This is a genomic window from Kribbella pratensis (assembly GCF_004365355.1).
Classification (GTDB): Bacteria; Actinomycetota; Actinomycetes; order Propionibacteriales; family Kribbellaceae; genus Kribbella.
This window is the reverse complement of the sequence record NZ_SODP01000001.1, coordinates 3,314,211-3,338,450: the sequence shown is the minus strand read 5'-3', so window position 1 is coordinate 3,338,450 and position 24,240 is coordinate 3,314,211. Positions and strand designations below refer to the sequence as shown.

The window sequence follows — 24,240 nt, the reverse complement described above, 5'->3', positions numbered from 1 at the left end:
GAACCATGGACTACGGCCACGAGCTGGTCTTCGGCACGTTCCTGACCCCCGCGGTCGACAATCCGGATCGCGTGATCGCGCTGGCCCAGCTGACCGAGCAGGTCGGCCTGGACCTGGTGAGCTTCCAGGACCACCCGTACCAGCCGCGCCTGATGGATGCGTGGACCTTGCTGTCGGTCGTCGCGGTTCAGACGCAGCGCATCAAGGTGACCACCAATGTCGCCAACCTCCCGCTGCGCCACCCGGTCGTCCTCGCACGCAGTGTCGCGACGCTCGACCTGATCACCGGTGGGCGAGTTGAACTCGGACTCGGTGCCGGTGGCTTCCTGGACGCGGTCGCGGCGAACGGCGGACCGCGGCTGACGACCGGACAGAGCATCACCGCTCTGGAGGAGGCCATCGCGATCATCCGCGAGGTCTGGACACCTACCGGCGGCGGTATCCGGCTGGCCGGGAAGCACTACACGGTGGCCGGCGCGAAGCGCGGTCCGGAGCCCGCGCATGACGTGTCGATCTGGCTGGGTGCGTACAAGCCGCGGATGCTTGCGGTCACCGGGCGGCTCGCGGACGGGTGGCTGCCGAGCAGCGGGTACGCCGGTCCGGATCAGCTGACGGCTATGAACAAACTGATCGACGAGGCCGCTCTGGAGGCCGGGCGCGATCCTTCTGCGGTACGGCGGCTGTACAACGTCTCCGGTCGCTTCAGTGGCAACGGCGGGTTCCTGCAGGGACCGGAGGAGCTGTGGATCGACCAGCTCGCCGAGCTGACGCTGGGGGAGGGGATGAGCACGTACATCCTCGCGTCCGACGACCCTGACGACATCCGGCGGTTCGCTGAGGTGGCAGCAGGCGTTCGTGAGGCGGTCGACGCTGCCCGTCGGCTGCCGGTCGACGCCGTCCGGAGTGCTGCTCCTGTGGCGGTTTCTCAGGGCGCAGGTGGTTTCAGCGTCGTCCCGACGCCACCGCCGGCGGTCAAGCGCAGTGCAGTCCAGCTGCTGGACGAGTCGGCGCGGCCGACCGGTCCGGTGCAGGACCCGTCGCGAACCTACACGCCGTACCAGCTGCAGTCCGGTCAGCACCTGATCGACGTACACGACCATCTGCGGGCTGAGCTCGAGCAAGTGCGCGATCTGGTCGAGCAGGTCGCCGCAGGGACGCTCGGCGTCGGTGCGGCGCGTTCGGCGATCAACACGATGACCATGCGACAGAACAACTGGACCCTCGGCACGTACTGCGAGTCCTACTGCCGCCTCGTCACCACACACCATTCGATCGAGGACGCCTCACTCTTCCCGCACCTGCGTCGCGCCGATCCGGAGCTGGTCCCGGTCGTCGATCGGCTGCAGGAGGAGCACAAGATCATCCACGACGTACTCGAAGGTGTCGACAAGGCTCTCGTCGCGCTGGTTGACGGGTCAGGCAGCATCGACGGACTGCGTGCCGCCGTGGACCTGCTCGACGACACGCTGCTCTCGCACCTGTCCTACGAAGAGCGCGAACTGGTCGAGCCGCTCGCGCGACTCGGCGTGCTCTAGCTACTCCGCTTGACCCAGCAGTTACTTCGCTTCGCCCAGCAATGAGGCGAGGATGTCGAGCAGACGGAGCGTCGGCACCTCGCCGAGCAGGCGGGCCGCGCTCGTGGCCGGCTCCGCGATCAGCCGGACCTGCAGCAACTTGAAGTCGCGGACGTTCGCCGGGTTGACCAGGTCGTCGCGGACGGCGGACAGGAACTCCGATCCCGCCGAGGCTGAGCCGTAGGTCATCCGGATGAAGCTGTCGGTCACGGGGAAGAGGTATGGCCGCTTGAGGTGCAGCAGCTTGGACTTCTTGGCGTGCCCGAACCCGCGGTGGCCGGTGAACTTCTCGTCCAGCGCCATCGCCGCCTCGAAGAGTGCGCTGCCCCGCTCCGCGTCCTCCAGCCGCGCGTCCACCGGGATCGCGGCGAACTCTTTCTCCGCCTCGACCTCGAGCAGCCACGGGATGTCGAGCGCGCGCAGATCGCTGCCGATCACCATCGTCCGGCCGAGATCCTCGAGCGTGACCCGGTTCGGGTCGGAGCCACCGACGGTGGTCATCCCCGGCAGCCCGTCGTAGTACTGCAGCACGGCGCCGTTCGTTTCGGCGTACAGCCGCAGCTGCGCGATCGCCTCGTCGACGACGATCTTCCGGGTACCGATGTTCATGAGCCACACCCTCACACTTGTGGTGGCAGACCCGCCAGCGGGCGGACCATCATTCGAACGTTCCTCACACACTGTTTCCGCAGATCGTAGCGACTCCACGGCCCCCCGCACGCCACTCTCACTTCCCGTTATCCACAACCTGTAACCATCCGGCCCCGCAGTCTTGAATCTCTATAGACTCTCAGTAACAGCTCACGCACTGAGAGGAGGCATGCGAGGATCGGCGGCATGGCGGCGGTGTTCCGGCAGGTCCGGGCGATGTACGACGACGAGACGGTTGCGGTGTACCAGGCGTACCCGCCGGAGATCGCCGATCCGGCCTTGGCGGCGGGGACGTTCGTCGAGCCGTTCGGGATGGGACGGATGACGTGGATCAAGCCGTCGTTCCTGTGGATGGCGTACCGATCGGGGTGGGGGACCAAGCCTGGGCAGACCCGAGTGTTGCGGGTTCGCCTGACGCGCGCGGGGTTCGAGTGGGCGTTGGCGCACGGGGCGCTGTCGTACTACGAGGCCGGGTTCCACGAGTCCGAGGACGCGTGGCGGAAGGCGATGGAGTCCGCACCGGTCCGGATCCAGTGGGATCCGGAGCAGACGATCAAGCTGACCCCGACCCCCGAGGTCCGGTCGATTCAGATCGGCCTGTCAGGAGAGGCCGTGCGCCGGTACGTCGGCGAGTGGATCAGCGGGCTGGAGGACGTCACCGCGGAGATGCAACGAATCCGTGACCTGGCGCAGGTGTCCCCGGAGGCGGCGGAGGCAGAGCTGCCACCTGAGCGGCCGTATCCCGTCAACGACGAGCTCGCCGCGCAGATCGCCGCAAGCCGGGGTGCACATCCGGCCGGCTAATTCGGTTGAGCCTTGACGCGCGGCTGCTCATGATGTGCGCATGACTACGATCTTTGGACTGTTGCTGAATGAACCTGCGGCCGCGGTGGCTCGGGTTCAGCAGCAGGCGGGTCATGGATTGGGGTCGACGCTCGGTCAGTTGTGATCGGGGTAGTGGTCGCGGGGCTTCTGGCTGGGTATGGGGTTGCCATGCCGGTCGGGCCTGTCGGGACCTACCTGGTGGTGTTGACTGCGCGGACCTCGTTGCGCATCGGAATGTTCGCGGCGCTCGGGGTCGCCTCGGCCGATGGCGTGTACGCCGCGGTCGCAGCAGTCGCTGGTACGGCGTTGGCCCCGTTGCTGGTGCCTGTCGTCGGACCCTTGCGTTGGACGTCTGTTGTCGTGCTGATCGGGCTCGCGGTGATGGGTGCGGTCAAGGCCGTACGGCGGTATCGCGTGCAGCGGATGGCTGTGATCGAGCAGGAGACGCCGGTCGGCGTACGGACGGCGTACTTCGGGATGCTCGGGATGACGATGCTCAACCCGTGGACAGTGATCTACTTCGCCGCTCTCGTGCTGGGCGGGTCGGGTGTCGCGGGGTTCGGTGAGCGGGTTGTGTTCGTCGTCGCGGCGTTTGCGGCGTCAGCGAGTTGGCAGCTGTTGCTTGCCGGCGGTGGGGCATTGCTGGGGCGTCTGCTGACTGGTCACCTCGGGAAGTTGGTGACCGCGCTGGCATCGACCGTGCTGATCGTGGTGCTGGCCGTCCGTCTCGTTGCCTAGGGCACCTGTCGCTCGATTGCCCCGCTGGGGTTGAGGAACAGCAGGATCGGCGGTCCGGTGTTGGGCAGGATGGCCGAGTACGCCTGGAGCTGTGGGGCGTAATAGGCGACTCGGCTGTCCAGGGCCGCTGCGGGGATGGCGTCCGTCTTGTAGTCGACGATGGTGAGACGGCCGTCGTCCTCGCGGTAGATGAGGTCGACGAAACCCTCGAGCACAGTGCCGTCAGGCTGGACCGTGCCGACATACGACTCGCGCCAGTGCTCGCGGGCTGCGGCTCGTTTCACCACGTCGGACGCCAGCGCCGATCGGACGAGCGCGGTCACGACATCGGCGTACTCGAGAACGCCTTCAGCCAGGCACTGCGCGGAGACGGCGGATTCGAGGCCTGCGCCCGTGGAGAGGTCGACGACCTGCAGTACGGCGTGGACCGCGCGGCCGATCGCGGTGCCGTAGCGTCCCTTGGTCCACGGCGGGAGCTCCAGGTCGCGCGCGGCCTTCGCCGTACCGGGGTCGATGTCGTCGAGCGCGACCTCGGGGCCGGTGCCCTCCAGACCGGAGGCGCTCTGGGCGGAGCGGGCGCGACTTGCGGCCTGGGCGGCGGAGGCTCGGGCCTCCCACTCAGTTCGAGAGATCGGCGGGGTGACGTCGGGGCTGCCGGACGGTTCGCGGTCGGGGACAGGTGGGCTGGTGAACAAGGTCGAGTGCGGCGCCTCGACACCGCCGGCTGATGCGAGCAGCTCGGCGTTGCTGGAGTGGCGGCGATTGCCCGAGCGGTGCAGCGAGACGATCAGGTGGTCGCGGGCGCGCGTCGCGGCGACGTACAGCAGGCGGCGGCGTTCGAAGTCGTCCATCTGCTCATCGACCGGTTGCACGAGGTCGAAGTCCTCGGTCTGCACCGACGACTTGAGCTTCACGGCGTACCCACCGTCCGGCGGCCACAGGACCTGGACGCCGCGCTGACGGTTCGGGGCCGCGGTCATGCCGGAGAGGATGACGATTGGGAACTCGAGACCCTTCGCGGCGTGGATGGTCATCACGCGGACGGCGTCGGCGTCGGTCTCGGGGAGCACGGCCTCGGCGACGCGGGAGGTTTCTTCGCCCTGGTGCGCGGCCCAGGCGAGGTACGAACGCAGGCCGCCGTGCTCGACCTCGGACCACGCGCGGGCCTGGTCGACGACGAACCGGATCCGGCGCCAGGCGTCGCGGGCTCGCGGGCCGATCGCGGCGACTTCGAGCATGCGGCGGTCGGCGACAATCTTGGCGAGAACCTCGCTGGGGGTGAGCCAGCGGGCGGCATAGTGCGTGCGGCGGAGCCATTCCATCGCGTCGCCGACCGGGTGGGTCAACAGCTGGTCGGGGACGGGGGCGGTCAGCGTGAACGAACCGCCGGAGCGCTTCCAGGTGTAGAGGTCGTCGTCGCCGCAGCCGAACAGCGGCGAGCGCAGGGTGGTGACGAGGGCGAGCTGGTCGCTGGGATCGCCGAGCGCGCGGGCGCAGGCGAGCAGGTTGCGGACCTCGGCCGTTTGGTAGACGAGGGAGCTGGCCTCGGCGCGGTACGGGATGTCGGCGCGGTCGAGAGCGTCTTCCAGGAACGGAAGGGAGGTGCGGGCCGGGACGAGTACGGCGATGTCGCCGGCCTCTGCGGGACGCCAGGTTTCGGCACGGTCGTCGTACACCAGCCAGCCGTCGCGCAGGGCCTGCTCGATGACCGACGCGACGTCGGTGGCTTCGCGTTCGCGGAGGACGGAGGCTTGGGCGCGGGGGAGATCGTCGTGTGGCTCCGGACCGAGGATGGTGACGGCGGGGCCGGCGGACGGGTCGTCCTCCTCCGGTGACAAGCCTGATGACAGGTCCGGTGCCAGCCCTGATGACACGGCCGGTGACAGGTCCGGTGCCAGGCCCGCGGGTACGTCGGCGGACACGGAGTCGTCGCGCCGACGGAACGGCAGTACGGTCGCGACGTCGGCAAGCTGCTCGCTGTCGTCCGGCTGCGCGGGCGTCGGGTCCTCGTCGAAGAGGGTCGGGGCGTCATCGCCCTCGTCGAACATGGACAGCTGATCGCCCTTGACTGGGCTGGGCTCGACGGCGCCGGACTTCATGGCGTTGGGCTTGACCGAGCTAGCCCTGACGGCGCTGGGCTCGGCAGGGCTGGGCTCGGCAGGGCTGCGTTCGGCGGGCCGGTCGGCTCCTCGGTGACGAAGCCCCGTACCCGGACGATCCGATGACGAGCTCCCAGGACCGCCCGGCTGGGTGGACAAGGTGGGGTTGGTGCGGTGGGGCGACAGGGACTGGTACGCCGGCTGGGCCGCTTCCTGGGGTTGGATCAGGGTGGCGAAGACGGTGTTGATCCAGGTCAGGATCGGGGGCACCGTACGGAAGTTGGTGGTGAGGGCGACGGTCTCGCCGAGAAGGTCCTGCGCGGTGAGGTACGTCGCGATGTTGGCGCGCCGGAATCGGTAGATGGACTGCTTCGGGTCGCCCACCACGAACAACCGGCCCTCGGGCACCTCGACGTCGCGCCAGTCCTCGGCGTCGGCCTCGACCCCGCCGGCGATGCGGACCGCGAGCTCGATCTGGATCGGGTCGGTGTCCTGGAACTCGTCCAGCAGCAGCCGCTCGAACCGCTCCTGAAGGTCCCCGCGAACCGCCGCGTCCCGCCGCAGCAGATCACGCGCCAGCACCAGAAGGTCGTGGAACTCCAGCCGTCCCTCGGCGCGGCGAAGTTCGGCCGATTCCAGCACCCGCTCCGCGATCCAGTGAGAAAGATGCCGAAGGCAAGCATCAAGCAGCAGCTCGACGAGCGAACCCGCGACCTCGACCACCTCGGTGCAGTCGCCCCGCACCTTGGCGACGTCCGGCCAGTTCTCCTTGCGCCCGATCCGCCCGACCTTCAACCCGCGCAGGGTCTGGAGGATCGCCAGCTGCGACTCCTGGTCAGTGGCGGCATCGAGCATCAGACCGAGCTCGCGAATCTGCACGAGCTTGGGCAGCAGCCGGTCCTCCGGATCAAGACAGGACTCAACCACCCCGCCGATCTGCGCGGCCGCGGCAACCAACCCGGTCAGATCCGGCATCGCCACCAGCTCAGGCGGATCGACCAGCACGCGTTCGGCAATCAAGTCCCAGTCGTTCCCGAACAGCCGTGCGAGTGACCGAAGATGCTTCAGTTCAACCCCGACGGCCATGGCGAGCAACAGCGGCTCAGCGATGGAATCGTCATCGAGCAACTGCTGCTGCAACTCGGCCCAGCGCTCCTCGAACGCAACCGACGACCCGACCTCGTCGAGTACGTCGATCAGCGGGGGCAGGCCGGCCTCGATCGGATGCGCGAGCAGGATCTGCTGCGCAAAGGCATGCAGCGTGCCGATCGAGGCGGAGTCCAGGTCGTCCAACGCCGCGTCGGCCAGCTCACGGGCATCACCCTTCCGCGCCCGCTCGAACTCGACCCGCAGCCGATCCCGCAACTCCGCGCCCGCCTTCTCGGTGAAGGTGACGGCCGCGATGGTCCGCAGCGGTACGCCGTCCCGCAACACCAAGGTGGTCACGCGATCGACCAACGCATGCGTCTTCCCGGATCCCGCGCCCGCCTCGACGAACAGCGTGGTCTCGGTGTCGGAACGGATGCGATCACGAGCCGCTCCGTCCAGCAATTGCTCACTCATCGCCGGCCTCCAACGCAGTCGGGTCGATGAGCCGGACCAGCCGCTCCAGAACGGGGTCGTGACGCTTCCGGTCCCAGCGCGCGCGGACCTCGCTGTGCCCGATGCCGTCGGGGTTGCAGTACGGGCATTGCACCCAGAGGAAGTCTGGCACCTCAGGCGCCTTCGGCGGGAAGTACCCGGCTGCGATCGACGACACGATCACGTCGAGCGTGTCGACGTACCGCTCCTCGACCTCGGGGGTCAGAGGAACGGGGATCCGTTTGCCGCCGCGCCGCACGAACCAGTACGACGCCTCGACCGGAGTGGACGGCTCGCCCAGCCGGGCCCGGGCCGCGTACGCGTACACCGGAAGTTGCAGCTTCGTCCCACCCGCGACAGGGTCCGACTCAATGCCCTCGTACCGCGAGAAACCGCCGGTCTTCACATCCGTCACGTAGATCGTGCCGTCCGCGCCGAGGTCCACCTTGTCGGCCGACCCACGCAACAGCACCCGACCGGACGGCACCGGGATCTCCACCGGCCGCTCACTGTCGAACCCGAACCGGAGCTCACTCGCCACGACCGACGCGGACCGCTCCGCCCGCCACCGGTCATCGTCGGTCAACAGGACCATCAGGTCGCCGAGGATCCGCAACCGCTCGCGTTGCCACAAGCGCGGATGCCCGGTCAGTCCTTCGGCCTCGAACTGATCGGCCAGATCAGCCCCGATCGCCAGCAGCAGCTGGCGTTGGTCCGCCGTCCACGGCTCGCCGTTCGTCGGGAGCGAGCCGGCCAGGCGGGTCACGAACGCATCGAGACTGTTGTGGATCAGGTTCCCGATCTGCACCGGTGAGATCACCAGCAGGTCCTCGGGCGCTTCCAGAGGCTCCACCTGAAGCAACCGTTCGACGAAGTACGCGTGCGGGCAGGTCGCATAGGACTCGAGCGACGTCGGCGACGCGATCCGATCTTCGACCGCGTACTCAGGCAGGCCGGACACACCGGACAGGTCCCCGTCGAAACGCGTGAACGCATTCGAACCGCGGCCGCGCAACAGCTCCCGGGCCCGCACCAGCACGCCGTCCTGCACCCACAACCCGGCCGCGGCGGCGCGTGTCTGCCACTCCTGCTCCGTTGCCGGCATCGTTGCCTTAGTCAACGATCCGGCGTACGACGCCGACGTCTGCAGCACCTCGTCGTGCCTGTCCCACTGGGTCGCCGGCAGCGCATGATCGCCGGTCAGCTCCCGCAACGACCCGAGCAACCAACGCGTCGGCAACCGGCGTGAAGACCGCCTCAGATCGCCACGTGGGAACGCCGCCACGACTCGCGCACCCGCCGAGAAGGCAACCAGCAGATGCCGTTGCTTCTCGTCCAATCGATCCCGGAACGACGCCAGCTCCGGCGCGGCCGCCTCGCGCACCCGATGGGGGAGGAGCGCATCCTCATGCACCCGCCCCGGATACAAGTCCTCCGACAGCCCGACGACGTACACGACGTCCGCGGACAACCCGACGCTCGCGGACAGCGGCGCGACCAGCACGCCCGTCCCGAACGTCCCGACCCGAGGCAGCGACTGCTGCAGCTCCAGATCCAGCACGTCGCGCAGCACCGCCAGGCTCGCCGGCGTCCCGAGCTCATCCAACGTCGACAGCCCTGTCAACGATCCCTCGACCGCAGCCGCGGCGTACTGCTCCTCGATCGGCAGAGACGAGTAGTCACCCAGCAGATCGTGGAAGAGTTGCAGCACGCCTTCCGACAGCCCGGCCCAGGTCTCCAGCTCCGCGAGCGCGCTCAACCGACGCCGCAATGTCGAAGCGAATGCATGCAACCGCTCAGCCGTCGTCGCGTTGTACTGCGCACGCCGCACCGCAGCCGGTCGCGGATCCTCGTCGGCCTCTTCCTGATCAGCGGTCCGTCGCTCGGACTGGGCATACCGCGCGAGTCGCGTGTCCCAGTCGTCCCCACGCACCACGCCGGCCGCCCGGGACATCCGTTCCCACTGCGGCACCGGGATCCGCTCGCCGCCGAAGTCGCGTGTCGGCGCATTCGCCAGCGCCCGGAACACGTCTGCACGCGGCAGATCCTGATCGACCAACGCCAGCACTTCGAGCAGCGTCCGCGCGATCGCCCGCTCGTGCACCGGTCGCGTCCCCGGGCCGTTGACCTCGATCTTCGCGGCGCCGAGGTGCTCATGCAGCAGCCGCGCGTACGGCGAAGCGGCTGAGTAGAGCACCGCGATCCGATGCGCGGGCGTGTGCTCCAACGCCGAGACCACATCTCGCACGACGCAGCGCACCTCGTCGTCGGCGTCGGACGCGTTGAGGATCTCGGTCGCGACCGGGTAGTTCTTCGAGATCGACCGCGGCAGGTCGATCCCGATCCGTTCGAGCGATCGCCGGACGGCGCGGTCGGCACGGCGTACGTCGGTCAGGCCAACGATCACGGTGAGATCCGCCGCCGCGTCTCCGAGCGCTGCGACGAAGGCAGCCTCGGACTGCGTCAGCTCCTGCGGAAGATAGAGGACGAGCGCGCCGAGCTCACGGACGACCTCCGGCGAGGATGCGATCCGCGCGGCGGCAGCTCGAAGCAGGTCGGTCTCGTCGTACCAATCCGAGGCCAGCTCGTCGGTGACGTGGCGGTGCAGGCGCACCAGATCCGGCCCGAGCGCGGATGTGTGCGCGACCTTGTCGAGCGCGGGATCTGTGAGGTCGCGGAGCTCGCGATGGGCCGATGCAAGCGCTTGGATGGTGGACGGGTGCTCGGCGACTTCCTGGAAGATGCCGGGCGCCTTCGCGAGCGCCGTTCGCCAGGTGGCGGCGACGATCGGACGGGTGGCGGGACGGCGCGGTGACAGCATGCCGGCTGCGATCTGCTCGGCCAGCCGCTCGAGCGTCGCCAGGTAGAGACCGGCGATCCCGGAGACGGCGAGGTGCCGGCGGGCGACGACGCCGGACAGGTTGTTGGGCAGCAGCAAGGTGACAGGGGTCATCGGATCGTCGGCCTTGAGCCGCGCGACGACGGCTTGCAGGCACTCCAGCGCCGCGGCGCCGTACGCCGTGCTTTCGATCCGGGTGGTACTCACCACAGCCCCCGATCTCGTGATCCGACTGTCATCGCAGACGGTAGACCCTGCCACAGACAGAAAGGTGAAGGGGCGCGAAACGCCAAGGTTTCTGCAGGGTCGGCGGCTGCCTCTCACAATGAAGAAATGACCAGGGAGACGACGATCGCACGGGTGTTGCTCGTGTTTGTCTTCGCGCCTGGCGGCGGCCTGTTCGGCAAGGCGGTCGCGGAGGCCGCCCAGGCCCGTCCGTGGTGGCCGTGGCTGGTCGCTGCCCTGGTCTGGCTGCTGGTCGCCGGGGCGATCTCGATGGCAGTGTCGAACCGTACTGCATCGAACCGTTCTGCCGAGCACAGATAATGCTGCGATGGTCGCCGCTGTGCATCACGTCGAGATCTGGGTCCCGGACCTGTCCCGGGCCGTCGCAAGCTGGGGCTGGGTCCTCAGCCGGCTGGGCTGGAAGGACGGTGACGGCTGGCCCGGCGGCATGACCTGGATCGCCTCCGACGGCTCGTACGTCGTGGTCGAGCAGAGCCCCGCGATGTCGGCCGCCGAGCACGACCGGATGCGGCCCGGGATGAACCACCTCGCGCTGAACGCGGCCAGCCGGGCCGAGGTCGACACCGTCGTCGGCGAGGCCGCCGACCACGGCTGGACGCTGATGTTCGCCGACCGCCATCCGTACGCCGGCGGCCCGCAGCATTACGCCGCCTTCCTCCACAACACCGACGGCTACGAGCTCGAGATCGTCGCGCCGGACTAGCAGCCGGATTACTGGGTGAGACTGCTGATGCCTGGAGTGACGGATGGGACTACAGGTGTGACATGGTTACACCAGGCAATCAGACAAGTCGCGGGGCAAGGGTGAAAGGGCGGTGCTCGTGACGGAGGAGCCTGACGGGGGAAGTATGCCCGGATCGGCCTCGCCGGAGCTCCTGGAAGCGCGGATCCGCGGTCTGCAGCACGCGCTGGGGCAGCTGCTGGAGAACGCGCGGCGGTTGACCCAAGGCGAGCATCAGCGCGCTGTCCGGCTGCATCGTCAGTTACAGGAGCAGACCGCTATCGCGCGGCGCGAATCGCGGGCATTGGTCGACGCGAAGACCGCAGAGGCCTTGTCCGAGGCCGAGCCCAAGGCGCGGTTGCTCGCCGACCGGCTCGCGCCCGGCCTGGGATCGATCCCGCCGAACGACGCACGCTGGCGTTCGCGTCAGCTCGTCGGCGCGGGCGTCCCGTCGTACGTGCGCGTCGGTGAGCTGGACGCCGGTACGCCGGTGGTCGCCCCGCTGCTGCAGACGAACGGATGGAAGGTCACCGCGGACCGCAACGAGAACGCGCGCCGTCTGCTGCAGAGCACCGCGTTGCGGTTGATCGCGGCGGCCGAACCGTTTCGGCTCCGCGTCGACGCGTTCGATCCGCGGCTGACCGGGATGATGGGACTGCTCGGCCACCTGACCACGAAGTACCCGCAATTGGTGCCGAGGGCAACGCACACGGCGGAGCAGCTGCACACCGTGCTGTCCGGGCTGGTGGACGTCTCCTCGCTGCGGGCGAGCCGGCAGGCGCAGCTCGGTCACGAACGATTCGAGGACCTGCTCAAAGAGACCGGTCAGGTCACCGATCCGTACCGGCTCGTGATCCTCTTCGACTACCCGTTCGGCATCGACACGCTCGCCCAGCGCGACCTGCTCCGGTTGGCCGCGACCGCCGGCAAGCGGGGGATCTGCTTCCTTGTGCACTATGACGCGTCGACTGCGGCGCAGCTGGACGTGGACTCGAAACAGTTGCTCGAGCTCCTCAATCCCGTTGTCATCAGCAATGACCGGGTCGAGGTCGCACAGTTGCCGCCGGCAAGGCTGGACCCGCCGTTCGACGCGACCATTGCCGCGGGCATCTGTGATGTGATCGCCGAGCGGGCCGAGATCGCCGTCCTCCCGACCATCGACTTCGAGCGGACCCTGCCGGACCGTTCCACCTGGTGGCAACCGGTCAAGGACGAGATCAGCGCCGTGATCGGGTACGACGACCGCACGCCGGCATTGGTGCGGTTGCGCAGCGGCAACCCGGCGCTCCCGCACGTGCTCGTCGGCGGCGCGGTCGGCCAAGGCAAGTCGAACCTGCTACTCGTGCTGATCCACGGGCTTGCCGCGCGCTACGCACCGGCGGACCTGGAGATGTACCTGCTCGACTTCAAGCACGGCGTCGAGTTCTCGGCGCTCGGCCCCGGTCCCGATCGGCCGCACTGGTTGCCACAGGTGCGCGTGCTCGGTGTGCACAGCGACCGCGCGTTCGGTCTCGCCGTACTGCGTCATCTGTCGGACGAGCTCGCCCGGCGCAGCGAGATTTTCAAGTCGCACGGCAACGTCGCCGACATCGCGGAGCTCGCGCCCGGTCCGGAGCGGCCGGCGCGCATTCTCGTCGTACTCGATGAGTTCCAGGTGCTGCTCGAGGACGACGACGAGCTCGCCGACGAGGCCGCGAAGTTGCTGGAGCGACTGGTCCGGCTCGGGCGTGCGTACGGCGTTCACGTCGTGCTGGCAACGCAGACGATCGAGGGCGTGAAGCGGCTGTCGACGCGGCGGGACTCGATATTCGGGCAGGTCCCGTATCGGGTCGCGCTGAAGACCACGCCGGCCGACTCCCAGGCGATTCTGCGAAGTGGGAACACGGCGGCGGCCGAGCTGCAGTTCCGCGGCGAGGCGGTGTTGAACGCGAACTTCGGGTCGCCGGACGACAACCAGCATGTGCTCGTGAGCTTCGCGGACAAGCCGGTGCTGGATTCGCTGCGGCGTGAGCTCTGGTCGCGCGCGGGCTCGGAGGCGCATCCGCCTCGGGTGTTCCACTTGGCTGAGCCCGCGCACCTGACGGAGACGGCCGCGGCGGTGAAGCCGGAGTTCGGGAGGCCGTGGACGGGGTTGCCGATCGCGGTGACCGAGGAACCGGTCTCGGTTGAGGTCCGGCCTGAGCCTGGTGCCGGCGTACTCGTGCTGGGGGACGGTCCGGCGGATGCGCTCGGGGTGCTGACCGGGTTGGCGGTGTCGACGGCAGCGGCCGCGGTCGATCCGCCGCGGTTCGTGTTCGTGGACGGGACGAACTCGGCGCCGGTTGCTGCTGAGGGCAAGGATGCGTTGGTGCAGGTACTGCGGGAGCTCGGCTGTGAGGTCGAGACCGTGGACAAGCACGACGACATCGCGCCGCGGCTGTTCGCGCTGCGGGAGGCGATGCGGACGGGGCAGGCCGGGGGGACGTACCTGCTCGGGTTCGGGTTCCACGGAGTACCGCGGATGCAGGTGCATGCCGAGGGGTACTTCGAGAGCCCGGCGAACGCGCTGCAGGACATCGTGCGCGACGGTCCGGCGCAGGGCCTCATCACGTACGGGTGGTGGAACCGGATGCATGTCTGCACCGAGCAGCTCGGGTACGGGCGGGCCAACGTGGCGACTCATCTCTTCCTACGGCACCCGCAGGACGGCGTACGGGCGGTGGCGGGGCCGCTGGTGCGGTGGGCCTCCGAGCCGCATCGAGGGCTGTTGTGGGACGGGCTGCATCCTGAGGCCCAGGTCGTCGTACCGTTCGCCGCGCTGCGGGCGGACGAGGTGGATCGCACGGTGGAGTTGGTACGTCGATGAGGTGTCTTCTGAGATGAGGACCGTGGAGCAGGAGTGGTCGGAGTACGTGCGGGCGTTGCGCACGGTCGCGATGGCGCGGGCGGATGCCCAGCAGGCGCAGGACCGGTTGACGGCGCACAAGTCCAAGGCCGAGGCGACTGCGGCGGCAGAGGCCGACGCGATGGCCGAGCGCGGGCTGAAGCTGCAGACCCGGCTGAACGCGCTCGCCGAGACGGCGGCGGCGAGCCTGCAGCGGGCCGGGCTGCCTGCGGAGGGGAAGCGGGCGAACCACACGCTGCCCGAGATCCGGGCGCTGAACGACCTCGAGACCGTTGCCGAGCGCATCACCAAACAGCTCGCCGAATCGGTCGACGAGTTGGAGGAGCTGCGGACGAAGGCCCGGGCGCTCCAGGAGCAGCGCAAACGGCGTACCATCAGCGCGGTCCTGGCGCTGGTCGGGTTCGTGCTGGTGTGGGTGTTCAGCGGGTCGTTCCTGGCCGGGGTCGAGGCCGCGGCGATCGCGGCCGTCACGATGCTGGCCGCGTCGCGGATGCTGGGGCTGCCGCGGCTGCCCGGCGCGCGCTGGTGGGGCTGGGGCGGCGCGGTCGCGGTCTTCGTGCTGATGGCGGCCGGGCTGCCGTGGTGGATCGGGATCGGGGTGCCCGTCGTGGTGGCAGGTACGGCGATCGTGCTGCCGAAGAAGCGCAACTAGGTTTGGGAGTGGGTTGAGGTGTCCGACGTACTGCGGCTCAAGGAACAGCTGCACCAGGTCTCGATGGAGGCCAAGCAGGCGGCCGGCGGCCTGGCCGGTTTCAAGCTCCGCTTCACCCAGCACAGCCAGCTGGTGGAGAGCCTGATCGCGGGCACCGCGACCGGTATCGATCGCGACATCACCGAGATCCTGGAGGCCGCGAGCAAGGCGGTCGAACAGGCCGCCGAGGCCCTCGAGATCGCGTCCGCCGGCTGCAAGAACTACGCCGACCAGATCTGAGGTTGTGGGGTGCCGGGATGCCGTCGGAGCTGCAGCGGGTCGCGCGCGGTCTGGTCGATTGCTTCGACGAGATCCCGCGCGTGGTCGAGCAGTTGCAGCGCACCGCCGTACGCTGCCGGGAGAACGCACAACTCGCCCTGATCGCGTCGCGCGGACAGGCGACCGTCGCCGCCCAGCAACTGGACGCGGCGGCACGAGCCTGCGAGGCCGCTGCCCACTACCTGTCGATGGCGCCCCCGAAGGCCCGCGGCTGGGCCGAAGGCCTCGTCGGTACGGCGGGCCCGTCGACGAACCGTCCGTCCTCGGACTCCGCAGACCGCAACAAGGCCACCGGCGGCTCCGGCGACCTCGACTCCCTGGGCCGGACCAAACGCCTGAGCTTCAGCTACGAAGACCTGGAAGTTGCCGAAGACAACGAACCGCCGCTGGTCACCGTCGCCCGCAAAGCCTTCGAGAAATACCGCAAGGCCCACGAGAACGACGACCGCGACGAGCAGGAACCCCTCGAGGTAGAAATCACCGTCCTCGAGACCGGCGAGCTCGAATTCGAAGAACGCAACGAAAAAGAAGACCAGAAACGCAACGAACACCTCCTCGACGACTTCGACATCGAAGTAGACCTCACCGAACCAATCAAAGCCCTCCTGGCCTCCATGGCCGCCACCGCAGACCACCAATGGCAACACGCCACCCTCACCATCACCACCGACGAGCTAAAAGCCACCTTCGACTACCCCGAAGAAGACCGCCCCCAACCGATCATCGTCAACATCGAACTCCCCGAACTGCCCGAAGTCGAGTTCGACCCAGCATTCGATCTCCAACCGCTGGAGGTCGACTTCGCGCCCGGCGTCCACGATCCAGACACCGTCTTCAAGCCCCACGAGCGCGCCACCGCCGACCGCCTCGCCCAGGAAGGCTGGCGCATCGACGTGCGGAAACCGGACCACTCATCGGGTGAAAAGAATCCCGACGCGACGGTGCGCAAGGGAAGGGCCGAACGTGGCGTCATCGTCGAGTTCAAAACACCGAGCAAAAACTCCAACAGCACCGTCAGACGCAACATCTGCGACGCGAGCGGTCAAGCGTCCGAGATCGTCATCGACGGACGGAACATCGAATTGTCCGAGGCAGATGCCTGGCGCGCCTACCGCAGGGCACTCGGACAGCCCGGCAAGACTATTGCGGACGTCGTTCACATCATCCTCGGTGACGGGCGTCTCGTCACCTATCGGAAGGAACACTGATGTCAGTCGTCGACAGTGTCTTCATCGCGGTGCCCGGGGCTTCCTCAGAGGTGGCTGATTGGTTGGTTGCCGAGGCTGGGTGCGAGGTGATGGCGACGGAGCGGGACGCGGTCCGGCTGCGCATGCGCGCCCACTCGGCAGATGACTGGCTCGGGATCGTGGTGCAGCCGAACGGGTACGTGCTCCCCGATCCGGAGCCGGACGAGGTTCAGGCGATGGATGGGTACCCGATCGAGGTCCAAATACGTGGCGGGGCAAGTGATGACGCGCTGCACCGGGAGGCGGGCCTCTTGTTCGACACCTTGGTGGCCGCGCATGCCGACGTACCGATGTTGCTCGTACACAATCTCGAAACGCTCGTGACGGCTCATCTACCAGGCGCCGGCACTCACACCTTCACGCCCCCGGTCAGCCCTGACGCCGAAGACCTGGAGACGTGGCACAACTGGATCCGCACCTGACGTGATGGCCGACAGCGATGAGATCTTTCTGTCGTCGGATGGGTCGTTGGAGGAGGTCGCCGGGCGGGTAGCGGAGGTGCTTGGGCTTGAGTTCAACGGTGACCTGCGGGGTGATACCGGTGAACTGCAGTACAAGGGCCAGGCGCGGACGTTCGACGGGACGATCGGTTTCTACGTAGGTCCGAACGCCTTCCAGCCCGAGCCCGACGAAGTACAGGCCATGGATCACTATCCGTTCGTCGTCGATGTGCAGGCCCGCAACCGAAAGTCTGCACAGGCAGAGGAGGCTCGCCTCGCCTTCGAGTCGCTGGTCGATGCACTAGGAGACGTGCCGGCCCTGCTGTCCCACAACGTGGAGCTCCTCGTGGCGGCATACCTGCCCGGCCACGGAACCCACACCTTCGAACCCGGCACAACCCTCGACGACCCAGACCTAGACACTTGGCGCCCCTGGGTGACTTGATGGCGTACGTCGTCGTGGCCGCTCGAAGCGCTGGACTGCGATCAGTCGGTGTCGCACTCGGTGACGGGCGAATGGTCACCATGCGGAAGGAGCGGCGATTTCGACGACTATCAGTAGGAGCTGATCCAGGTCGGGCGGGTCCGACCGATTGTCGGCTCGGGCACGGAGATGGAGTTCCAGCGCGAACACTGCGGACCTGTCGAGTTCCTGCTGACAGTCGATGAGCGGCTTCCACGTGCGGTGTGGGCGGATGGGCTCGATGCTGTCCTGCGTCGCGCCCAGGACGCCAAGTTCGTCGCTCCGACATCGGACTCTTCGTTCGATCGAGCTCGCTACCACCCTTCTTGCGTCAGATCGCGGAAGAGAAGAACGATCACATGCTGCTCAAGTACCGAGAGGTCATCGAGGACGGTCGAACCCCGTGAAAGGGCTCGAAATCATCACCAACGACCGCGATGCGGCTGCATACTTCCAGGACCGCATGCGAGCGCTGGACATCTCGGGAAACGTGACGTTCAAACCAGAGGATGATTCATGACGGAGTACGTCGTCGCGCCGTTGGAACAGCCGGATTGGACTGTTGATGCGGAGCCCTTCGCTGGGGCTTTGCGCGACCGGTGGCCGCAGGCGCGGGTTGAGGTGGGGCGGTCGCGGGATCGACCACGGGGCTGGAGGCGTTGATTCCGCTGGGGCCTGGGACGCGAGAGTTGGGGGTTGCGTTGAGCGGGACCGGGCAGGCGGTGAGCCTGGAGCCGGCGGACGCCGAGGCCGCCGCCGAGTTTGCGGAGTGGTTCGTGCGCGTGGTGCTTCCGGGGTCGAGTGGTCTGCACCTGATCGAGCCTGCTTCGATGCGGACAGTTGAGCTCACCCCTGGACTGAGCGCCGACGAGATCAGGCAGAGGATCAGCTGATGTCGACCGACGACGACATCTTCTTCTCCGGCGGAGCTGTTCGGGATGTGGCGGAGTGGATGGCGCAGACACTCGGGCTGGAGCGACTTGAGCCTCCTGACCTCGGAGAAGGTGAGCACTTCTTCAAGACACGGTCGCGGTGGACCGAGGGGCGATTCGTGCTGCTGTTGGTGCGTCGGAACATCCATCTGCTGGTGGATCCGGAGCCGGATGAGGTGTCCGCGATCGACAACTGCACAGGCATGGTCAAGGTTCGGCTTGCGGGTTGGAGGGATGCACAGGAGCAGACTCAGGAGGCGTGTGCGATCTTCAACGAGCTCGCGGCGTCTGCGCCTGACATCGGCCTGGTCCTCACCAATGCGCTGTCGACCATCGTCGCGGCATACCTGCCGGGCGCCGGTGTGCGGTCGTTCCCGCCTCGTACGTCGTTGGACGTGGAAGACATCGACGTATGGCAGCCGTGGGTGGGCCGGGGTCCTCACGCCGGGTGAGATTTTTCTTGGGAGTCGCGTCATGAACTGCTGAGAGGCTCGTCACTACCTGTGAACCCATCCCCACAGGGAAGTGGAAGTGATTGACGTGAAGGGTTTTGTTGCGAGGTCGCTGATGGGAAACGGCTCGACTCGGTGTCGGGTGCATTGAGATGGCCGAGGGTGGTGATCCTCACCCGGGTGCGGCCCGGGTGGAGCGGCGGCGGGTGCGGGTCTGGTTCGGGGACCATGTGGTTGCCGACTACCGGGCCGAGGCCGAGCTGGCCGAGCGGTACGCCGCGGCCATGTCGCGCAGGTTCGCCGGGTTGCGGGTGACGAGCGACCCGGTGCCGGACCACGATCCTGGTCCGGAGCGGAAGTTGCCGGGGGAACGCCTCTGGGAGGTTGCGCCGAAATGAGTTCCCGTCGTTTTCGCTTGATCCGTCATCAGGACGTCTCCGGTGTCAGCGGCACCGGGCCCGTCGCCGAGGGTGTGCAGTTCACCGACGGAGCCGTCGCGCTGCGCTGGTACGGCGACTATCCGACCACGACCGTGTGGGACGGCATCGACTCCGTCATCGCCATTCACGGCCACGGCGGCGCCACCGAGGTCGAGTGGCTGGACCCGGAACGGGGTCCTGACCCAGACCTGAGGCTGCCGCCCCGCGAGTCCCTACCACCCCGGCCCTGGCCGGACCTGCACTCGACGCCCGAACCCCAGGACCCCGACCCGCTCCACTCCGACAGCGATCTCGCCGGGGAGTTGCGCAGCGATCGCGGTACCGATCTCGGCACGGATCTCGGTACGGGTCTCGGTTCGGGTCTCGGCGGGGATCGCGGCACGGACCGGGGCTTCGGACCGGAGGGCGTGTTCCGCAGGCGCGGCGCCGCGCCACCGTCCGCCTGGACGCCGTACCGAGTCTTTCGCTGACCAATCAGCCATTCGCAGAACGGATCCGGGGCCGCGGACCCGAGCTGCCCTCAGCGCGCACCGGTGCCGTATCCCCTCCCGGCACCGGTCGTGGCCCAGGTACGGCGTGCGCCTCGGCGAGGTGGCGTACGCCGTACCCGGACGCGGTACCGGCCCAGGCGGACTCGCGATACGCCTGGACCGGCACCGGTCAGCGGTACTTCATCTCCTCCACCAGGTCGAGGTTGTAGAACTTGCCCGGGCCGTCGCAGAGCTCCATCATCCGCGTCGAGAACTCGGTGGTGTCGGCCCGCTGGGAGTTCGCCATCGCGTCCTCGTACGAGTCGAACTCGACGATCGCGAAGTACCGTCCGGACTCGTCCCGGTCGGCGCAGGTGATGCCGCGGACCGGTGTAGGCCCCTCGCCCTCGGCTTCGCGTTTGGCGCCGTAGTCGTCCATCAGCGCCTTGATCTCGTCCGGCTTCGACGTCCGGTACTCGATGATCTGAACGAAACCAGCCATCTCTTCCCCCTGTGGTCTGACACTCACCCCTGGGTGTCTTCTTCGACAGTGCGCCCCGATCGCCTGCGTGGCAAGGCCCGAACGATTACGGTGACCTGACGCGGTTAGGGCGATCACGCGCCGTTTCTGCCGTCGGCAGAGGTGTCTGGGTTTTGTCGGTCGGGCCTGATTGGCTTGCCCGCATGGAGATTCTGATCCTCGGTGGTACGGCGTGGCTCGGTCGCGAGATCGCCGCGCAAGCGGTCGCGCGCGGCCATTCGGTGACGTGCGTGGCACGCGGCGAGAGTGGGGCGGTCGCGGACGGTGCGACGTTGATCGCGGCCGATCGCAGTCGCCCGGATGCGTACGACGCTGTGCCGCCGCGGGACTGGGATGCCGTGTTCGAGGTGTCCTGGCAGCCAGGGTTCGTGCGGGGTGCTCTGGCCGCCTTCGGCGCGCGGGCGAAGCATTGGACGTATGTGTCGTCGGTGAACGCCTACGCGAAGTACGACACGCCCGGCGCGGACGAGACCGCAGTACTGCGGGAGCCGACCGAGCTGGACGTGGTGGAGCGGGAGTTGTACGGCGAGGCGAAGGTCGCGTGTGAGCTCGCATCGCGGGAAGTGGTGGGGGATCGGCTGGTGATCGCCCGCGCCGGATTGATCGGCGGGCCGGGGGACCGGAGCGACCGCTCGGGAGCGTGGGTGGCGCGGGCGGCGCATGCGCCGGAGGAGCCCATGCTCGTGCCAGACACACCCCAGCTGGCGACGTCGGTGATCGACGTGCGGGATCTGGCCGGCTGGCTGTTGGACAACGCGACAGAGGGGCGGACGGGGACGTTCGACACGCGCGGTCCGGTGGTGCCGTTCGGCGAGTGGATCGAGCTGGCACGTGAGGTCGGCGGTCACACCGGTCCGGTCGTGCTCGCGCCGCGGGAGTGGTTGGAGGAGCAGAAGGTCGAGCAGTACATGGGGCCGGAGTCGTTGGCGATGTGGTTGACCGAGCCTGGGTACGAGGGCTGGTCGTCGCGGAGCGGCGCGGCGGCGGCTGCGGCCGGCCTGACGCACCGGCCGCGCCGGGAGTTCCTGGTGGATGCGCTCGCATGGGAGCGGGAGCTCGGCCTGGACCGGGAGCGACGCGCGGGGCTGAGCCCGGCGAGGGAGAAGGAGTTGATCGAGTCACTGAACCCGTAGAGAGTGGGCGCATGCGCCTGGTGCTGATCTCGGACACTCACCTGCCGGTTCGGGCGAGGAAGCTGCCGGAGCCGGTCTGGGAGGCGATCGAGCGTGCCGACGTGGTCATCCATGCGGGCGATTGGGTGAGCGTCGGATTGCTGGACCAGTTGGAGTCTCGTGCCACCCGGCTGATCGGGTGCTGGGGCAACAACGACGGTCCGGAGTTGCGGGCGCGGTTGCCTGAGGTCGCGCGCGTAACCCTCGACGGGCTGTCGGTCGCCGTCGTGCATGAGACTGGCTCGGCCAAGGGGCGTGAGGCGCGCTGCGAAGCGGCGTACCCAGGGGTTGATCTGCTCGTGTTCGGACACAGTCACATCCCGTGGGACACGACCAGCCCGGGCGGATTGCGGCTGTTGAACCCCGGATCGCCGACCGATCGGCGCAAGCAGCCGTACTGCACGTACCAGACCGCGACGATCGCCGCCGGCCGGCTGGAAGACGTTGCCCTCCACAACCTTTAATGGTTGCGTGCTGCAACGAACTCGGCCGGGCAGGCGAGATCAGCGCCGTACCACCGAGTTACGGCGTGTCCGGCCTGCCCGGTCGACAGGTCAGGCGTTCGCTGCTTCCTTGACCCGCGTCTTGAGGCGGTCACGCACCTCTTCCGGCGTGTAGGCGCGGCGCTTCCGCTCGCCCCGCGCGATGACTACGCCCGTTGCGGCCACGCCGACGAGCCCCGCAAGTCCTACCACCTTCCATACCTTCATGACGACTAACCTAGCGACGTGAACAGCCGGATTTCGCTGGATGACGCTACGGAACTGACACGAACAGGTGACATTTGGCTGTTCCGCGGCGACAGCGCGGCGGATCGCGCTATCCAACTGACCACGAACAGCCCGGTCAACCACGTCGGGATGGCGGTCGTCATCGAGGACCTTCCCCCGCTGATGTGGCACGCGGAGCTCGGTCGTTCGCTGCCGGACATGTGGACCGGCCAGCATCAGCGCGGTGCCCAGCTGCACAATCTGCGCGACGCGGTGTTGGTGTGGGCGCGCAAGTACGGTCAGCAGGCGTGGCTGCGGCAGCTCGATCATCCCGTCACGCGGGAGATGGAGGACGCCGTACTGCGGACGGTGGCGCGGCTGGACGGAACGCCGTTCCCGTCGACCGCCCGCCTCGCGTCGAGGTGGGTGCGCGGCCGCGTGCCGGCGTTCCGTCGCGGATCGCGCGAGCTCGAGCTGGAGTCGGCGTACTGCGCCGAGGTGGTCGCGGTGACGTACGAGGAGATGGGGTTGCTGCGGGGGCGGAAGCTGAACTGGTACGACCCGGGTCGGTTCTGGAGCGGCGATGAACTCCAGCTGGCGCGCGGCGCGCGGCTGGGCGAAGAGATCGAGGTCGAGATCCCCGCCGACGCCTGACCCGGCGAGGCGCTGACCGCTAGGCCTGACCCGGCGATGCGTGATCTGGCGATGCGTGATCTGGCGATGCGTGATCTGGCGATGCGTGATCTGGCGATGCGTGACCCGGCGATGTCTGGCTCGGCGGAAACTGTCGGCCGCGTGTGATTGGGTTGTTCCAGTCGGTCATCGAGCCGGAGGAGGCCCGGATGTATGCGGTCATCGACACTGAGACGACCGGCCTGCTGCCGAGCCATCGGCATCGGGTCATCGAGATCGCGGTCGTGCTGCTGGACGCCCGCGGGCAGGTCGAGCACGAGTGGGTGACGTTGCTCAATCCCCAGCGAGACTTGGGACCGCAGCACATCCACGGGATTCTGACCGCCGACGTGCTGGCAGCTCCGGAGTTCGGGGATATCGCCCGGCAGTTGGGGGATCTGCTCGCCGGGCGGATGGTTGTCGGGCACAACGTCGAGTTCGATCTCGGATTCCTGCGCGCGGAGTTCGCGCGTCTCGGTGTTACCGTGCCGCTGATCACCGAGCGATCGATGTGCACGATGGCGCTGGCCGGCTATCTCTATCCGGGTGCGAAGCGGACGCTCGGTGCTTGCTGCACGGCCGCCGGCATCTCGATCGAGGGCTGGCACTCGGCGATGGCTGACACACGGGCGACCGCTGAGTTGTTTTCCCACTATCTGAAGGCTTTCCCGTCACCGCCGCCCTGGCAGTGGGCTTACGAAGAGGTACGCCGCTTGCCGTGGCCGGCGTTGCCGGGCACCGACGTCGCGCCGACTGTTCGTCCGGTGCACGCCGGCGGACGTCATGGCTGGATGAGCCGACTCGTCGACCAACTGCCTCGCGTGCCCGAGCCGCCGCAGGCCGACTCGTACCTCGTGCTGCTCGACACGATCCTCGCCAACGGGGAGATCACGGCAGCGGACGCGGATCAGTTGGTGCAGGTGGCAACCGAGCTGGGGCTGACCCGTCCGCAGGTCGACAGCCTTCATCGCTGGTATGTCGCTGCGCTGGCGACGGCGTCCTGGGGCGACGGAACGATCACGCCCGACCAGCGCAACGATGTCGACCGGGTCGCCGTCATGCTCGGCCGTCGCGCGACCGACGTCGACGAGGCGCTGCTCCGCGCCAGCGGCGGGCGGTACGTCGTACCCGATCGTCCTGGGGCGCGCGGCTTTCCCCCGGGAAGCACGATGGTCTTCACCGGCGACATGGTCGAGCCCCGCGAGCTGTGGTGGGATCGCGCGGTCGCGGCGGGATTCGTTCCCCAGGAGGCCGTCCGCCCCGAGACGACGTTCCTGGTAGCCGCCGACGTCGACAGCCTGTCGGTAAAGGCCCGCGCAGCCCGCCAGCTCAACGTCCCGATCATCTCCGTAGACGACTTCCGCCGACTACTCCCAGCAACCCACCAAAACCCCGAACGCAAGGCCGGCTGAGCACAGGCCCGAGCGCAAGACCGGCTGAGCGTCAGTCGGCAGAGCGCAACACGGGGTGAGCGTCAGGCGGGGGAGCGCAACGCGGAGTGTGCGCGAGGGTGAGACCGGGTGAGTGTCGGGCGGGGTGGGCGTCAGGCCGGCTGAGTGTCGGGCGGGCGCCG

The 24,240-nt window shown here is 68.1% G+C and carries 24 protein-coding genes; 19 read left to right on the top strand and 5 right to left on the bottom strand.

Translation table 11 applies throughout. The annotated features are described in order from the left end of the window. Positions 1 to 5: 5 nt before the first annotated feature. Complete coding sequence (locus EV653_RS15835) at positions 6 to 1,535, top strand: LLM class flavin-dependent oxidoreductase (protein ID WP_134103497.1); 1,530 nt, start codon at positions 6 to 8, stop codon at positions 1,533 to 1,535. Between the two features lie 21 nt (positions 1,536 to 1,556). Here EV653_RS15835 and EV653_RS15830 read toward each other — a convergent pair whose 3' ends face one another. After that, entirely contained in the window at positions 1,557 to 2,183 is a 627-nt protein-coding gene (locus EV653_RS15830; RefSeq protein WP_134103495.1) for a DUF6308 family protein, read from the bottom strand. A gap of 228 nt (positions 2,184 to 2,411) precedes the next feature. Between EV653_RS15830 and EV653_RS15825 the strand changes: the two genes are divergently transcribed. Both EV653_RS15825 and EV653_RS15820 read left to right on the top strand, forming a co-directional pair. Then, positions 2,412 to 3,029 carry a DUF4291 domain-containing protein gene (locus tag EV653_RS15825; RefSeq protein WP_134103493.1) on the top strand — a complete coding sequence of 206 codons (618 nt, stop codon included), beginning with the start codon at positions 2,412 to 2,414 and terminating at the stop codon, positions 3,027 to 3,029. 189 nt (positions 3,030 to 3,218) lie between these two features. Then, positions 3,219 to 3,788 (top strand): LysE family transporter, encoded by a 570-nt coding sequence (locus EV653_RS15820; protein WP_134103491.1) that lies wholly within the window; start codon positions 3,219 to 3,221, stop codon positions 3,786 to 3,788. On the opposite strand, the gene EV653_RS15815 is transcribed toward EV653_RS15820, so the two are convergent. Continuing rightward, positions 3,785 to 7,450 carry a UvrD-helicase domain-containing protein gene (locus EV653_RS15815; protein ID WP_134103489.1) on the bottom strand — a complete coding sequence of 1,222 codons (3,666 nt, stop codon included), beginning with the start codon at positions 7,448 to 7,450 and terminating at the stop codon, positions 3,785 to 3,787. The genes EV653_RS15820 and EV653_RS15815 overlap by 4 nt on opposite strands. Next, entirely contained in the window at positions 7,443 to 10,514 is a 3,072-nt protein-coding gene (locus EV653_RS15810) for a PD-(D/E)XK nuclease family protein (protein WP_134103486.1), read from the bottom strand. Before EV653_RS15810 ends, EV653_RS15815 begins: the two co-directional genes overlap by 8 nt. 126 nt (positions 10,515 to 10,640) lie before the next feature. Here EV653_RS15810 and EV653_RS15805 point away from each other — a divergent pair, with 126 nt between their 5' ends. The 12 genes from EV653_RS15805 to EV653_RS42125 all read left to right on the top strand — a co-directional run bounded on the left by EV653_RS15805 (position 10,641) and on the right by EV653_RS42125 (position 19,572). After that, positions 10,641 to 10,853 carry a hypothetical protein gene (locus EV653_RS15805; protein ID WP_134103484.1) on the top strand — a complete coding sequence of 71 codons (213 nt, stop codon included), beginning with the start codon at positions 10,641 to 10,643 and terminating at the stop codon, positions 10,851 to 10,853. Positions 10,854 to 10,860: 7 nt separating this feature from the next. Beyond that, complete coding sequence (locus EV653_RS15800; RefSeq protein ID WP_134103482.1) at positions 10,861 to 11,256, top strand: VOC family protein; 396 nt, start codon at positions 10,861 to 10,863, stop codon at positions 11,254 to 11,256. Positions 11,257 to 11,374: 118 nt separating this feature from the next. Beyond that, positions 11,375 to 14,119 carry an FtsK/SpoIIIE domain-containing protein gene (locus tag EV653_RS15795; RefSeq protein ID WP_238159758.1) on the top strand — a complete coding sequence of 915 codons (2,745 nt, stop codon included), beginning with the start codon at positions 11,375 to 11,377 and terminating at the stop codon, positions 14,117 to 14,119. A gap of 13 nt (positions 14,120 to 14,132) precedes the next feature. Then, the gene (locus EV653_RS15790; protein ID WP_134103480.1) at positions 14,133 to 14,810 is read left to right on the top strand and encodes a hypothetical protein; all 678 of its coding nucleotides are present in this window, start codon (positions 14,133 to 14,135) and stop codon (positions 14,808 to 14,810) included. 18 nt (positions 14,811 to 14,828) lie between these two features. Next, a complete protein-coding gene (locus EV653_RS15785; protein ID WP_130388988.1) occupies positions 14,829 to 15,089 on the top strand; it encodes a hypothetical protein in 261 nt (86 codons plus the stop codon). Between the two features lie 17 nt (positions 15,090 to 15,106). Continuing rightward, positions 15,107 to 16,336: a hypothetical protein gene (locus EV653_RS15780; protein ID WP_134103478.1), complete on the top strand. Its 1,230-nt coding sequence runs from the start codon at positions 15,107 to 15,109 to the stop codon at positions 16,334 to 16,336. Beyond that, positions 16,336 to 16,797, top strand: coding sequence for a hypothetical protein (locus EV653_RS15775; protein WP_134103476.1), 462 nt, complete (start codon positions 16,336 to 16,338; stop codon positions 16,795 to 16,797). Before EV653_RS15780 ends, EV653_RS15775 begins: the two co-directional genes overlap by 1 nt. A gap of 4 nt (positions 16,798 to 16,801) precedes the next feature. Then, complete coding sequence (locus tag EV653_RS15770) at positions 16,802 to 17,260, top strand: hypothetical protein (RefSeq protein ID WP_134103474.1); 459 nt, start codon at positions 16,802 to 16,804, stop codon at positions 17,258 to 17,260. A 740-nt stretch (positions 17,261 to 18,000) separates the two neighbouring features. Next, a complete protein-coding gene (locus EV653_RS41170) occupies positions 18,001 to 18,171 on the top strand; it encodes a hypothetical protein (protein WP_166679412.1) in 171 nt (56 codons plus the stop codon). Next, positions 18,171 to 18,662: a hypothetical protein gene (locus tag EV653_RS15765; protein ID WP_134103472.1), complete on the top strand. Its 492-nt coding sequence runs from the start codon at positions 18,171 to 18,173 to the stop codon at positions 18,660 to 18,662. The genes EV653_RS41170 and EV653_RS15765 overlap by 1 nt, the downstream gene beginning before the upstream one ends. A gap of 152 nt (positions 18,663 to 18,814) precedes the next feature. Beyond that, positions 18,815 to 19,060 (top strand): hypothetical protein, encoded by a 246-nt coding sequence (locus EV653_RS15760; protein WP_134103470.1) that lies wholly within the window; start codon positions 18,815 to 18,817, stop codon positions 19,058 to 19,060. Beyond that, a complete protein-coding gene (locus EV653_RS42125; RefSeq protein WP_238159757.1) occupies positions 19,057 to 19,572 on the top strand; it encodes a hypothetical protein in 516 nt (171 codons plus the stop codon). Before EV653_RS15760 ends, EV653_RS42125 begins: the two co-directional genes overlap by 4 nt. A gap of 190 nt (positions 19,573 to 19,762) precedes the next feature. Here EV653_RS42125 and EV653_RS15750 read toward each other — a convergent pair whose 3' ends face one another. Beyond that, on the bottom strand, positions 19,763 to 20,074 hold the full coding sequence (locus tag EV653_RS15750; RefSeq protein WP_134103468.1) for a hypothetical protein: 312 nt from the start codon (positions 20,072 to 20,074) through the stop codon (positions 19,763 to 19,765). Positions 20,075 to 20,256: 182 nt separating this feature from the next. Here EV653_RS15750 and EV653_RS15745 point away from each other — a divergent pair, with 182 nt between their 5' ends. Further along, positions 20,257 to 21,246, top strand: coding sequence for an NAD-dependent epimerase/dehydratase family protein (locus EV653_RS15745; RefSeq protein WP_134103466.1), 990 nt, complete (start codon positions 20,257 to 20,259; stop codon positions 21,244 to 21,246). A gap of 11 nt (positions 21,247 to 21,257) precedes the next feature. Continuing rightward, positions 21,258 to 21,749 (top strand): metallophosphoesterase family protein, encoded by a 492-nt coding sequence (locus EV653_RS15740; protein ID WP_134103464.1) that lies wholly within the window; start codon positions 21,258 to 21,260, stop codon positions 21,747 to 21,749. A gap of 90 nt (positions 21,750 to 21,839) precedes the next feature. On the opposite strand, the gene EV653_RS41165 is transcribed toward EV653_RS15740, so the two are convergent. Beyond that, entirely contained in the window at positions 21,840 to 21,995 is a 156-nt protein-coding gene (locus tag EV653_RS41165; protein ID WP_165546543.1) for a hypothetical protein, read from the bottom strand. Between the two features lie 18 nt (positions 21,996 to 22,013). Here EV653_RS41165 and EV653_RS15735 point away from each other — a divergent pair, with 18 nt between their 5' ends. Then, the gene (locus EV653_RS15735) at positions 22,014 to 22,649 is read left to right on the top strand and encodes a hypothetical protein (RefSeq protein ID WP_134103462.1); all 636 of its coding nucleotides are present in this window, start codon (positions 22,014 to 22,016) and stop codon (positions 22,647 to 22,649) included. A 188-nt stretch (positions 22,650 to 22,837) separates the two neighbouring features. Further along, on the top strand, positions 22,838 to 24,079 hold the full coding sequence (locus tag EV653_RS15730) for an exonuclease domain-containing protein (RefSeq protein ID WP_134103460.1): 1,242 nt from the start codon (positions 22,838 to 22,840) through the stop codon (positions 24,077 to 24,079). Positions 24,080 to 24,240 lie beyond the last annotated feature (161 nt).